General features: G+C 57.3%; 8 protein-coding genes, 1 tRNA gene, 1 other RNA gene and 1 pseudogene. 2 read left to right on the forward strand and 9 right to left on the reverse strand.

Features of this window, described 5'->3' with window-relative positions:
- The 3 genes from ACWNMW_RS04375 to ffs form a co-directional block, all read right to left on the reverse strand.
- Nucleotides 1-1,476: DNA polymerase III subunit gamma and tau (locus ACWNMW_RS04375; protein WP_449490163.1), on the reverse strand; the 1,476-nt coding region annotated here is incomplete at its 3' end.
- 158 nt (nt 1,477-1,634) lie between these two features.
- Nucleotides 1,635-7,853: an SdrD B-like domain-containing protein gene (locus ACWNMW_RS04380; protein ID WP_449490164.1), complete on the reverse strand. Its 6,219-nt coding sequence runs from the start codon at nt 7,851-7,853 to the stop codon at nt 1,635-1,637.
- A gap of 250 nt (nt 7,854-8,103) precedes the next feature.
- An RNA gene (gene ffs, locus ACWNMW_RS04385) (signal recognition particle sRNA small type) lies at nt 8,104-8,200 on the reverse strand.
- A 188-nt stretch (nt 8,201-8,388) separates the two neighbouring features.
- Between ffs and ACWNMW_RS04390 the strand changes: the two genes are divergently transcribed.
- Together ACWNMW_RS04390 and ACWNMW_RS04395 are read left to right on the forward strand one after the other, a co-directional pair.
- Nucleotides 8,389-9,189, forward strand: a complete 801-nt coding sequence (locus ACWNMW_RS04390; RefSeq protein ID WP_449490165.1) for a hypothetical protein — start codon at nt 8,389-8,391, stop codon at nt 9,187-9,189.
- A 394-nt stretch (nt 9,190-9,583) separates the two neighbouring features.
- Nucleotides 9,584-9,817, forward strand: a complete 234-nt coding sequence (locus ACWNMW_RS04395) for a hypothetical protein (protein WP_448751117.1) — start codon at nt 9,584-9,586, stop codon at nt 9,815-9,817.
- Nucleotides 9,818-9,938: 121 nt separating this feature from the next.
- Here the strand turns inward: ACWNMW_RS04395 and ACWNMW_RS04400 are convergent, their stop codons facing one another.
- The 6 genes and pseudogenes from ACWNMW_RS04400 to ACWNMW_RS04425 all read right to left on the reverse strand — a co-directional run bounded on the left by ACWNMW_RS04400 (nt 9,939) and on the right by ACWNMW_RS04425 (nt 13,170).
- Nucleotides 9,939-10,517: a hypothetical protein gene (locus ACWNMW_RS04400; RefSeq protein WP_448751118.1), complete on the reverse strand. Its 579-nt coding sequence runs from the start codon at nt 10,515-10,517 to the stop codon at nt 9,939-9,941.
- A gap of 186 nt (nt 10,518-10,703) precedes the next feature.
- Nucleotides 10,704-11,078 (reverse strand): hypothetical protein, encoded by a 375-nt coding sequence (locus ACWNMW_RS04405; RefSeq protein WP_448751119.1) that lies wholly within the window; start codon nt 11,076-11,078, stop codon nt 10,704-10,706.
- 77 nt (nt 11,079-11,155) lie between these two features.
- A complete protein-coding gene (locus ACWNMW_RS04410) occupies nt 11,156-11,701 on the reverse strand; it encodes a tyrosine-type recombinase/integrase (protein ID WP_449490166.1) in 546 nt (181 codons plus the stop codon).
- A 115-nt stretch (nt 11,702-11,816) separates the two neighbouring features.
- Nucleotides 11,817-12,308, reverse strand: a pseudogene (locus tag ACWNMW_RS04415) (hypothetical protein); the annotation flags it as partial.
- Nucleotides 12,309-12,485: 177 nt separating this feature from the next.
- A tRNA-Ser gene (locus ACWNMW_RS04420) sits at nt 12,486-12,570 on the reverse strand.
- A 117-nt stretch (nt 12,571-12,687) separates the two neighbouring features.
- Nucleotides 12,688-13,170 carry a DUF4190 domain-containing protein gene (locus ACWNMW_RS04425; RefSeq protein ID WP_034501186.1) on the reverse strand — a complete coding sequence of 161 codons (483 nt, stop codon included), beginning with the start codon at nt 13,168-13,170 and terminating at the stop codon, nt 12,688-12,690.
- Between the last annotated feature and the right edge of the window lie 84 nt (nt 13,171-13,254).

The following is a 13,254-nucleotide window of genomic DNA, read 5'->3' on the forward strand; positions in this document are numbered from 1 at the left end:
CTGGGGAAGCGGAGCATGCTGTTCGGCCTGACGCTGCGCTGCCTGAGGCGCAGGGCCGTCTCCCCCACGCTGCGCCGGCTGAGCGACATCCCAGCCGCCGGAAGAAACAGGAGATTCCGCGCGAGCTTCGGGAACGGACTGCGGCTGAATCTGAGTCTGCGGCTGATCCTGAGGAACGTCCTGCTCCCCACTCTTTTCGGCCTTCTTTCGAGCCAAGGCCTCCCGCGCTTGACGAGCACCAAAAGAACCCGCACCGGCAGGCTTTTCTGCAGGCGCCCCTCCCCCAACGAGGCCAACTCCGCCAGAAAGCGGACCAGAGCCTCCACCGGGCTGCCCTTGCGCAGAAGCAACGTATCCGGCGTCAGAGTGTGCGCTTGGGGCGGGTACCAAGATTCGGCCGATCAAGAGTTCAAGTTGAAGCCTGGGCGAGGTTGCGCCCGTCATAGAACGCAAAGCCTGATCGGTCAGATCAGCGGCGCGCGAGAGCGCCTGAGTCCCCCAGTTCTTTGCCTGGATGCTCATGCGTTCAAATTGATCGTGTGGGGTGCCAACCAGAACATCACTGGCGCCGTCACCCGCAACAGCGATGATCAGCAGGTCGCGCAGACGTTGGAGGAAATCCTCAACAAAACGACGCGGATCATGCCCCGAGGACACCATTTTTTCAATGACGCGATACGCTGCGCTTCCATCACCACCGGCAAGAGCATCAACGCTCTCATCCAAAAGCGCGGTATCCGTGTAGCCAAGCAGTGCAACTGCGGTCTTATACGCAATTTCACCCTCGATAGCGCCGGCCATGAGCTGATCCAGCACGGATAGCGAGTCACGTACAGAACCACCACCGGCTCGAATAACCAGAGGCAAAACACCTTCACCGACGCGGATGTTCTCCTCATCGCACAGGGTGTGCAGGTAGGGCTCCAAGATATCCGGTGGTACCAGGCGGAAAGGATAGTGATGCGTGCGGGAACGAATGGTTCCGATCACTCGTTCAGGTTCGGTCGTTGCGAAGATAAACTTCACGTGCTCGGGCGGCTCTTCCACGAGCTTGAGCAGAGCATTGAAGCCCTGGGGGCTGACCATGTGGGCTTCGTCGATGATGAAGACCTTGTAGCGGTCACGCACCGGCGCAAAAGTGGCGCGCTCACGTAGGTCACGTGCATCATCCACACCACCGTGGGAGGCGGCGTCGATTTCGACAACATCAAGCGAACCCGGGCCACCAGTTGCCAGTTCACGACAGGATTCACACTGGCCGCAGGGAGTGTCCGTTGGGCCTTCAGCGCAGTTCAGGCATCGCGCCAAAATACGCGCAGAGGTTGTCTTACCGCACCCACGAGGGCCAGAAAACAGGTACGCATGGTTCACCCTGTGGGCGCGAAGAGCCGCACGAAGAGGTTCGGTCACGTGTTCTTGACCGATGACCTGTTCGAAGGTATCGGGCCTGTACCGGCGATAAAGAGCTGTCGTCACACTTGAACTTTACGGCCCCGCGCGCTCATTTGCGTCCTGTTTTCGCCCGAAGCCGCAAGAACACCGCAAAAATCATAAAAGTGGAGGCCCAAGTAGTTTCCCACTTGGACCTCCACTCACTCACGTCTATGCCGCCGACTCAGCGGCGACAACGCGCATTAGGAGATGCGGCCTCGGCGACGGAGTGCAAGGAGCGCACCACCGGCAACCAGTGCGGCAACACCCCAGCCCAGAACCCCGGACTCAGCGCCGGTACGCGCCAACTTCGAGGGCACAGCCTTCGGGTTCGACTGCTTCGCGGGCTGCGGAGCCGGAGGAACTTCCTTCTCCATGTATCCGAAGTCGACGTTCTCAACGGTCGGGTTCGACTCACCAAGCTCGATCAGCTCGGACTGAGAATCCTTGAGCGTATCGGGATCAAGAGTGACCTCGAGGCCGTTCAAGACACCGGTCGTATCAACCTTCACGCGGTACTTGCCATCGGGCAGGTGCGAGAACTTGTACGCGCCGTTGGAATCCGTGGTGGTGGTCTCCACGACGTTTCCGTTCTCATCGAGCAAGGTCACCTTGACCGAGGGGAAGCCGGGATCGCTGGGATCCTTGACGCCGTTGCGGGCCTCGTCACGGAAGATCGTGCCGCTGATCGAGTTGTTCTCGATGTAACCGAAGTTCACACCGCTTTGAGTGCGGTTCGCGTTGCTCAGGGAGATCGTTCCAGAGGTCGAATCTGCAACGCCGTCGGGATCCTCGGTCTGGTCCAGGCCCTTGAGCGTTCCGGTCGTATCGACCTTGACGCGGTAGTCACCGGCGGGAAGCTTGGAGAAGCTGTAGGCGCCATTGGCATCCGTCGTCGTTGTCGCCACAACATTGCCCGCAGAATCGAGCAGGTTCACGGTGACACCCGCGTAGGGATTCTCGTTGGCATCGTGGGATTCACTGCGGTTTCCATCGCGGTAAATCGTGCCGGAGAGCGAGTAATCCGGAACGTAACCGAAGTTAACGCCTTCCTTCACGCTCTGGGTCGGATCCAGGGTGATGGGCTCGGAGGCATTGTCCTTCGTACCGTCCGGGTCCTCGGTCTGCTCGGTGTCCGCAAGGGCACCATCCTTGACGACCTTCACCGAGTAGGTGCCATCAGCCAGGTGCTCGAAGGAGTAGCTGCCATCCGCGCCGGTCTGAGTCGTCGCAATGACGTTGCCGTTTTCATCCAGCAGCTGGACGGTCTGGCCTTCGTAGCCCTCCTCGCCGGAGTTCAGGGAAGAGGAACGGTTATCGTCGCGGTAGACCGAACCCTTGATGATGTTGTTCGGGTTGTATCCGAAGTTCACACCGGTCTGGGTCGGGTTGTCCGCGCCGATCGAAATCTTCCCCGAGGCGTTGTCCTTGGTTCCATCCGGGTCCTCAGTCTGGTCCATATCCTTGATGGCGCCATCCTTGACGACCTTCACGGTGTAGTCACCGGCAGGCAGCTTGGAGAAGGAGTAGTTTCCGTCAGCATCGGTCGTGGTCGTTGCAACGATGTTGCCCGAGGCATCGACCAGGTTCACGGTGACACCCTGGAAGACGGTTTCGCTTGCGTCCTTGGATTCGGAACGGTTCGAATCGCGGTAGACATTACCGGCAATCGAGTAGTCCGGAACGTAACCGAAGTTCACGCCCGACTTCTTCGGGGTGGCCTCGCTCAGAGTGATCTTCTGCGAGGCGTTGTCCTTAGTTCCGTCCGGATCCTCGGTCTGCTCGGTATCCGTGAGCGCACCATCCTTCACAACCTTGATGGAGTATTCCCCATCGGGCAGGTTGGAGAAGGAGTAGTGGCCGTTGGCATCGGTCGTCACGGTAGAGATGACGGTGCCGTCCTTATCCAGCAGCTGAACGGTGACTCCGGTGTAGCCCGGCTCGTTGCCGTTCTGGCTACCGTTGCGCGAGTCATCGCGGTAGACGCTTCCCTCAATAGTGTTGTTGGAAACGTAACCGAAGTTGATGTTCTCGTGGATCGGATCCTCAAGCTTGAGCGTGTACACGCCAGAGGTATTGTCCGCGGTTCCATCCGGATCCTCGGTCTGCACCAGGTCAGCCAACGCTCCATCCTTGACGACGCGAAGCTTGTAGTCGCCCGCTTCCAGGTTCTGGAACTTGTAGGCGCCCTGCGCATCGGTGGTCGTGGTGGCCACAACGTTACCTGTCGAGTTCAGCAGTTCGACAGTCACGCCCTGGTAGAGCTTCTCGCCAGCGTCCAGTGCCTCGGAGCGATTGCCATCGCGGTAAACCGTGCCCTTGAGGGTGTAGTTGGTTGCGAAGCCGAAATCGACCTTGTCCTTGGAGGGGCTGGCATTGTTCAGGGTGAACTGTGCAGTCGAGTTCTGGGTCTGCTCAAGCTTCTTGAGCAGGTCAGACTGCTCAACCTCCACAGAGTACTTTCCTGCAGGAAGCTTGCCGAAGGAGTAAGAACCATCGGCCGCAGTCGTGGTGGTTGCGGCGATGTTTCCATCCTTGTCCAGCAGGTTGACGGTGATTCCGCCGAATCCCTGCTCGCCCGTACCCATCGACGAGTTACGGTCCTTGTCGTAGTAGACCGAACCCGTCACGGTGTAGTTCTTTGCGTAACCGAAGTTCACATCGGCGACATCCGGATCATTACGCGTGAAGGTAATGGGGTTGGACTGCGAGTTTGCCGCACCGCTGGGGTCTTCGGTCTGCTCGAAGCCAGCGAGCTTGCCCGTCGTATCCACCTTGACCGTGTAGGTACCGTCCAGCAGGCCGGGGAAGTTGTAATTTCCCGAGGCGTCAGTGGTGGTGGTTGCGACAACGTTGCCCGAGCCGTCGACCAGGGTGACAGTCACGCCGGAGAGGTTGATGTCATCCCCGTTCTTCGTCTTATCGCGGTTTTCATCTTGGTAGATGTTGCCCGAGATCGCGTGTTTCTTCACGTAACCGAAGTTCACGTTCTCGCGAACGGGGTTGTCCGCGTTGAGTGTGATTGCACCGGAGGCATTGTCCTTCGTGCCATCAGGGTCTTCGGTCTGAGTCAGGTTGGCGAGATCGCCATCCTTGACGACCTTCACCGTGTAGGTGCCTGCGCCAAGCTTAGCGAAGGAGTAATTACCATCCGCGTCAGTCGTGGTGGTGGCAACAACTGCTCCGGCTGCGTCCACGAGGTTCACGGTCACACCGTTGAAGCCCTCTTCACCGGCGGTGTAGGACGAGGAGTCATTCTTATCGAAGTACACCTTGCCCGCGAGGCGATGCTTGACGGTGATCGACGTGCTTGCCTTGTTGTTGTTCAGGTTGACGTCGTAGGGAGGCAGGTCCTTGAATTCGACGTTGTTGGTGATGGTCTTGCCATCGGTTCCGTCATTCAAGCGAACTGTCACGTACAGCGAGGCGTGGCTTCCCGCGGTCAGGTCGCCAATGGTCCACACTCCGCTGTTCGCGTCGTAAGTACCGGCCGCAGCACCGGCCTCGCACGCATCCGGGGTACCCGACACGTAGCCGGTGGGGCACATGAAGGATTCGGACTTCACGAAGGTGACGCCGTCAGGCAGCTTCTCCAAAACCTTGGTGTTCGCGGACAGGCCCTGCCCCGTGTTTGCGGCGTCGACGCGGAAGGTTACTTCATCGCCGGGCGAGAGAGCCGAGGCATCGGAAGTAACGCTCTTGTTGAGTGCCACGTCGAAGGCCGAGGCGATAGCGACCTTGAAGGGTTCGCTGGGGAAGACCGCCTGGTTCGAGGAAGCCTGGGTTGCTGCGATTGCAACCGATTCGTAGGCCACACCATTGGCGTTATCGGGAGCCTTGATCGGGACGATCAGGGGGATCGATGCGCCACCCTCGATCGGGGTGGTCTTGCCGTTGATGTAGATGCGGTAGGACTTGACATCGCTCCACGAAGCCGGGTTCGAGGTCCAGTTGTTATCGCATCCAGCAGGTCCGTCCGCCTTGGCCTTTCCGCGTTCCATGACCTCACCGCGGCAAGGGTTGTACGAGGTCGAGTACTCGATGCTGACCTGAGAGGGGTCAATTCCATCTCCGGCTTGAACCTGGATCGGTCCGGTCATGATGGGTGCCCACTCGGAACCACGGCTTGCACTGGTGCGAACTGCCGTGTCGCCGACGTGCGGCAGGGTGCCGTAGACGGTCATATCCGACAGGTTGGCGTTACCGGTGTTGGTCGGGGTGATGCGGAAGGTGCCGTTTTCACCCTGACGGATCAGTGAGGTGCCGTCGTTGTACTTCATGTACACCGAGCCGGGGACTGAGCCGAGGCTCTCAAGAACAACGCCTGCTGCAGCCAGCTCGTTGACGCTCATGCCTGAGGTTACGGGGCAGACCTTATCGGTGACAGAGCCATTGGCATTGATGTCGTAGATATCGGTGGTGCCCGAGTAGAAGCAGGGATCAGCGTTTTGGTATTCGCGCTCTGCAGGGGAGATGAACGCCTGATTCGTGTAGGTTCCGGGCTTCATCTTGTTGGTGACGAGGCCTCGCAAGGTGACGCCTGTAGCGTCAACACCCTTGAAGCCGGGCCACGTAACGGTCACCAATTGGCGCGAGCATCCGCTTGCGTCCGTGACCCAACGCGAGGAGTCGACGGTTGCGTTGAAGCCTCGTGGTCCACCCGCAACCGAGTTCTCGACATAGGTCATGCCACAGGGAAGGAGGTCGGCAATGATCGGCTGAGCCGGTGCAGACATCGTCCGGTTGTTGGCAATGATGGAGAAGGTCACTTCCTGGCCCGGAGCTGCTTGAGAGTTCGCAATGGTCGACTTTGCGTTGTAGTACGAGGGACGCGAGGTCTCAAGCAGGAGGATGTCACAGAGGTTATCCGCCGGAATACCAATGGACTGAGTCCCGTCTTCGGACTTCATCGACAGGTCGGTCACACAGTTCTGAACGCGAACCCACGAGGGATCTGTTCCGGCCTTCCATGCATTTGAATTCGTGTCGGCACGAACGTAGTCGGCCCCGGCTTCAGTCGTGGGCGTCTTTGCGTTGATCTGGCCCTGGACGATGAAACGTCCGTTTTCCGAGGGGTTCAGGGTCTGCTTGTAGTGGAACTTCGTGATGTATTCGTCTGTTGCCAGGACAGTTGAATCGAACTTCTTCGAGGCGGTAAGCGTTTGAGTGCCCGTATTGCCCTTATTGGTCCAGTAGGTGAATTCGACCGGAGAAGTCGTGTTGAGTTCTGCCCCGCGAGCAAACATCAGAGGGTTCGCACAGTCGGTTGATCCATCAGTTGGCGAGGTCAGTGCGCAGCTGAGGTAGTCGGTGTATTCAAGAACAATCGGCATGTTTGAGGTGTTGCTGTACCAGTAGAGCCACATGCCGTTTTGACCGCGCTTGAACTGTTGCAGGGCATTCTTGGAGAAGGTACCGCCATAGGTGACCCTGTCGGCAAAGTCGTGTGAGACCGAGGAATTAGCGGCTGCGGTCTTCGTGGGATCACCGTAGGGGCTACCCGTAACGGTTGCGGTATTGGTAACCGTCGTATCTGCACAGGTCGTCGGGTAGTTGAGCGTGACGTTGATTGTCAGAGTCACGACATTCGGAACCATTGTTCCCAGATCCCAAGTAAGGGAGTGTGTCGCTGCGTCGTAGGTCGGTTCTGCTCCAGTGAACTCAGATCCATCAGTTGAGCCCTGGGAAGTTGCGCTGACGTAGACAGCACAGCTCGGCAGTTTATCGACCAGCTTGGTGTTGACAACCGCGAGCTTGCCGCGGTTCGGACCAAGAGTTCCGGAGGTAATCGTCGGTGTCAAGGAATAGGTAACGTTGCTACCCTTCGGACCGATCGCGGTGGGCTTCTTCTTTGTCAGAGCAAGAGTAGTTTCCGCGTGGTTAGTAACCTTCGTATCATCGGTCACCGTCGTATCTGCCGAAGTAAATGAAACCTCGGGCGACACTGTCGACTGATCAGGCGTGTAGCTGTTCGGCATTTCGAAGGTGATGACAGCTTGGTAGGAGTTACCCGCGGGAATACGTCCCATGTTGTAGGTAACGTAAGCGTCGGTGGTAGCTCTTCCCGGAGTGATATTCGCGCTCACCGCAGGCGTTCCCGAAGCAGCAGTTGCTGCAAGGTTTGCTGCAACTGCCTTATCGATGGCATCGCCCGCCTGGTTCACAGCATGGGGAATGCGCACCTTAATCACGGAGTCCACGCAGTCCTCGGTCACCGAAGTACACGACCATGAGACGGTGTACTTCTGGGTATCGCCGGAATTGTAGGAAGTCTTTTCCGGGGTAATGCTGACGTTGAGGACGGGAGTTGCGGCGCGGCTGGGGTTATTTCCCAGTCCAAAAACCACGAGGGTTGCGACGATCAAGACTGACAACATCTGACCGGCGCGGCGCCAGATAGAGCGCGAACCGACGTTATGCACTGTGTTCTCCTGTTGAAGGTAGAGATGGATCAGGTCGATTCTATTTGTAATAAGGTGACACGTATATACGGATTCACATTTGTATCGACAAATAACTAGTGACCTGCGCGAATGCCCGGATGTTGAGGGCGAAGAAATTGGCTCTCCAGCTGGAAAAATGATGAGTTTTTCGAGGTCTCAAAAATAGGTCGCTACGTAACCATATGTGTGTAGTTACACAGGATAAATCCCGCCATTTTGGCGCCCAAATACAAAAGAACCCCCCGCGTACCCGGCAGCGCACCCTTATCCTTGCTGCATTCCTGCCCTGGGGAGGTTCGGATGATACCGTCACACGGAGGATCCGGGAACAGTCTACACGGAGCATAGCTTTCGCGGCGACCCGTGGTAATGAATATAGTCTTCCTTCCGCTTCCTCTTGCCCTCTAACCCCGCATATTTGGCCAGTTCACCCACTCGATATAAACTTGAATCGAATGAGCGTATCCCCATCACCGCGTTTGAACATATAGGTAGAAAGCTGGTTGGAATTTCAATGCGAACCAAACTGACTTGTGCAGCGACAGCACTACTCTTCGTCGCAGCAGTACCCGTCTTTGCTCAGCAGTCGGCGCAGGCCGCCGAGGTCGCGGGCCCCGCCACCTGCTACATCGCAGACGAAAACGAAACCATTCTTGAGCCTCGTCAGGAGTACCAGCCCGCCCCTGGCGCTGCGACGCTCCCCTCAACACCCAGCCCCGTCGTCCCGGGGTCGTACACGCTGCAGACCTCCGCGCCTGCCGTGAACTTTGATCCAGACAATCCTGCCATGCACTTTGTCTGCGAGGTTCAGTACTCACACCTCGGACGGATTCGTCTGGTCGATCCCTCTGGTCAAGTTTTGGCTTCGACGGTCTATACCAATGACCAAACGGATCCTTCTCGCGCAGCGTCAACCGCTCTCCCCCAGCTTCCCGGCGGCTACGAAATCGTTCCTGGCCAGTCGGTCTTCGGCTTCAACGAGGCCGCGCAGACCGTGGATCCGAACAATCCGGCTGACGCACGCGCAGTTGGTCGCGATACTGACATCGTGATCCGCCAGATTGCAGCAACACCGACTCCCGCGCCCTCCACATCTCAGCCTCCGGCACCGACTCAGCCTGCAACGCCCACGACCGTTGCCCCGAGCCCTTCGACAACGGCTCCCACCACGCCTGCTCCTGACCAGCCGACGACTCAGTCGCCTAAGAAGCCTGCACTGGCAAAGACCGGTTTCGAATCAGGAATTTTGGTTGCAGCCGCTCTTGTAGCAACTGCTGGCGGCGCTGCCGTGACTGCTCGCAAGCGTCGCGCCTGATTTTCAAGGCGACATAGATTTTCCGCCCGTCCGCACACTGCGGGCGGGCGGGGTCTTTTATCCCCACCATGAAAACAACAAAAAGCCCGGATTCTCAAGGAACCCGGGCTCAATTGCGGAGGATGGGGGAAAACGTACCTAGACCCCATCTGACCTGCATAAACGTGCTCTCTCAAGATTTTGGGGCCTTAATGGGGCCAATCTATATGACCCGGCAGCACGCTTCCTGAGCGGGCGAAATCACATAATTTTTATCGAGAATAGACCTCCCAGACGATTTTTTCTCCTGAGCGCACAAAAAACGCCCTCTACCCCCGATTTCTCGGAGATAGAGGGCACTTTTCTGCAGCTAGAGCTTTTTCTTCAGCCGATCTAGCTCCTGCCAAATCCGCTCGTGCTCATCATGGGCATGCGCGTCGAGCGCGATCCGCTCGGCTCGGTCCTGCTGCTGAGCTGCCTGCAACTGCGCGAGGACCTTCCCGTGAGCGCTAATCTCTTGCCCCTGAAGCTGCTGTGTGTGCGCGACATCAGAGAGCAGCTCGCTAACGTCATCGATCTTCCCGCCGAGCGCGTCGATATCATCACGAATCTAAAACGAGCGGGGAGCCGGTTAACGCACGCGTGGTGAAGGTCGTTATACCCCCGAAGGAAAATTGGGGGCTAAGGGGTTTACGCGAGTGTAACGGTGTTTTGTGGAGCTAATGAGGGTTGCACCTCGTGGTGCGATTGAGGTGAGGCAGAGTAAGTCTCTATTCCATGACCTTATCTGGGGTGCCGGCGACTGCAAACATTAACGCACGCAGCGTTCTAACCTCGCTCGCCTGCTCAAGCGAATCCTTAAGTGTGGAAGAAAAAATACCTGGCTTCATTGTTTCAAATAGCAGGACTCCTAGCTTCTTACCATCACAATCAAGTCGCATACCAATAACCTCGCGTGGGGACATGGTTAGAGCCTCAACTTCCTCTCGCGTCATAGCTTTATTTTTGAGCATTTCACGCCGAGCCTGCTCTTTTCGGAAAGTTTGACTGTAAAACCCCAGTTGCCACGCCTCATAGAGGTATCCCTGTTTCTGGACGTATCTGGGGCGACCGAGGCGTTCATATACCGGATTGTAGGATCGGCGAACCAGAGGAATAAAAACCTCTTCGCCTTCGTGATAGCCATAAACTGTCACACGTGTGTCTGAATCCCATAGGGTGTGCTGTTTGCTTATCTCATAAGCGAGGGCACTCAAGGTTCGTGTCAGCACTCGCTTTTTAGCTTCTTCTCGCTTTTTGATCTCCTCCAACTCGTGACGCATTTCCTTGTAGGACTCAACTTGAGTCACCTGAACCCACACTGCGATTAGACCAAGAAGAACCCCAATCGCGAACAGGTACCATCTCCAAGAAGCATCCCAAAAACCAGCGACAGTGAAAGCTACGGTAGAGAGCAAGACGCAAATTGACGCAGTCCATTCGCGTATATGGTCTTGCCATAAGCGCTTTAGCTGTTCCCCGAAAGACAAGGTATTTCAGGCGTTAGCAAACATGGAGTTAGCCTCGACCAAATCCTCTTTAGCCGCTGCGTCCACTGGTTCCTCCTGCTCGAGTAGGCGCACCCCTGCCTGAGTGAAAGCATCATCAAGCAGCCTGCGAGCAAGGGTCTCAGCTTCCACCCAGGAAGCGACATTCATCTCGACAGAAGCACTCACAAGCCGGTAGCCCGCAGCCTCTTCCATCCAATCATCTTCGAGATACGCCTCCACTTTCAGCACTCCTGCATCCTGGTAAACAGCGGACTTCGCAAGGAGAATCAATGCTGAACGAAACTGTACGAACAGGGTAAAATGTCCCGACGCTTGGAAGGTGAACCGAACTTGAACCCTGCGCTTCATTGCGTTGCCCACGACATCCTCCTCACGCTGTCACACTTTCTGTAAACAGTAGACCTCCTCTGGCGCTCAAACAAATTATCTGACACTTATCACACCTCAACGGGTAGCGCGTCCGCGAGCGCGCGGGCTCGTTCAGAGGCGGCGTGTTGGTATCTGAGGGCGACTTCGATGTCTTTGTGGCCGCCGCGTTCCATAATTTCCTTCACGGTCGCACCCTGCTGCGCATAAAGGGTGAGGCCAGTGTGTCTGAGGTCGTGGAAGTGGAGCGTGGTAAGGCCCGTTGTTTCGCGTGCGGTTTTCCAGGCTTTGTTGTGGGTTGTTTGCGAGGTGGGGCGGCCCGGATGGATCGAGGATTCAAAGACGGGGGCGTCAAGGTCCTCTCCGGTGTATTGGTCGAGGTGGGTGAGGATGAGTGGGGCGAGGCTAGTGGGGATTGAGATGGTGCGCGCGTCTTTGCCCTTGGTGATGGTGTAGCCGGGTGGGTTGGTTTTCTGATTCCACTGGCGTTCCACGCGGAGCATAGGCTGGGGAGTGTCGAGGCCAATGAAGTCGCGGCGCTGCAGGCCGAGCGCTTCGCCTTGTCTGAGGGCACACCAGGCGGCCAGGTAGACGCTTAGGGCGAGACGCGAGGGCATGGCGTCGGCGAGGGCTTACCTGCTCAGGTTTGGCGGTGGCACGTTCGTCGACCACTGCTTTTAGCGGCTTGGATTTCACAGGGGACTTATCGAGGCCCCCGGCGCCTTGTTCGACTGCGGCGTTGAAGAGGGGGCGGATAGTGCGCAGGACTTTGTTGCGGGTTTTTGCGCCTTTCCTTGCCAGGATGGAGGCGAGGATCTTTTCCACATCTGCGGGCGAGATTTGTGAGAGCGGGGTTTTTGCCCACGCGGGGAGGACGTAGAGGCCGAGGACGCTTTCATACTCACGGTAGGTGGCTTTGGATCGTTGACCGATTTCCACAAAGCCTGCGAACGTGGCGAGCCATTCGTGCGCCCATTGTCCGAGGGTGAGTGTGCGGGCCGCTTCTGCGGCTGCTTTTTCTCGGGCTGCGCGGCGCTTTTCAGCCGGAGGAATAAACATGCCTTTAACTGCGTCTGCTTTTGCGAGGGTGAGGGCGACTTTCGCGTCAGTGAGTGTGTCGAAGAGTCCTACGGAGACCTGTCTGCCCTCGTAGCTGATTCTCACCCAGTACTTGCCGTTTGAGCGCTGGCTAATACCGGACGGAAGGGAAGATTTGGGGGGCATGATCTGCTCCTGGCGGTGTTAGGTACGACAGGAGCGTACCTAACCTGTACCTAAATATTTAGGTATAGTTGTCCATTTCTGTCCATTCTTGTCCACATTAAGAGGATCGGCGACCCTGCGAAACCCTAGTGAACGCAACGAAAAAGCCCGGATTCTCAAGGAATCCGGGCTCAACTGCGGAGGATGGGGGATTCGAACCCCCGAGGGCTTGCACCCAACACGCTTTCCAAGCGTGCGCCATAGGCCACTAGGCGAATCCTCCGGAGCGTGAAACACGCACCCCGTAATGCTAGCGGAATTCGCCGAAATCGCGAAATTTTGATGCCACTATCCAGCGTGGAATCCCTCACCATAGGTGAATAGCACGCGCGTGAATTTCCTACTTCAGCCCGCTAAAGGCAAGCATCCAAGCTAAAACCCAGAAGACAATGCCGACGCTGCCAGCACCAATTGCCCCCATCGCAGCCTTGCGCCCTACGCCGTTCATCGACGTTGACTGCACAAGCCCGATCGTCCCCAAAATGACTGCAATGAATGCGGGAATGAAGAGCAAAGAGAAGCACCCGCACCATGCGGCAGCAGTGGCAACGGAATTCACTTGAGGCTTAGGTGAGGTATAACCGGGCGAGGAAAATACGTAGAGCAGCGCCGGATCATCGCTACCCGGAAAGACCATTTGTGTCTGCTGGGGCTTTGGAGTCTCAAGGTGCGGGGTTGGACCATAGGGATCGTCAATTCCAACGGTTGCCGTCTGAATTGCGGCACCGTTTACGCCAGCTTGCCCAGGGGCACTGTTTGCAGCTGCCGCGCCCTGCCCGCTGATCCCACTCCCGCCGGGAGCATAGGGGTTTAATGCACTCATCAGGCTCCCTTCATGTTCTTCCTTCCTCAAGGATGCCACATCGAGGGCTTCTGATGTGAGGCGCCACATAGCGAGCGGTTTTAT

It is taken from the genome of Actinomyces sp. Marseille-QA0893 (assembly GCF_976954355.1).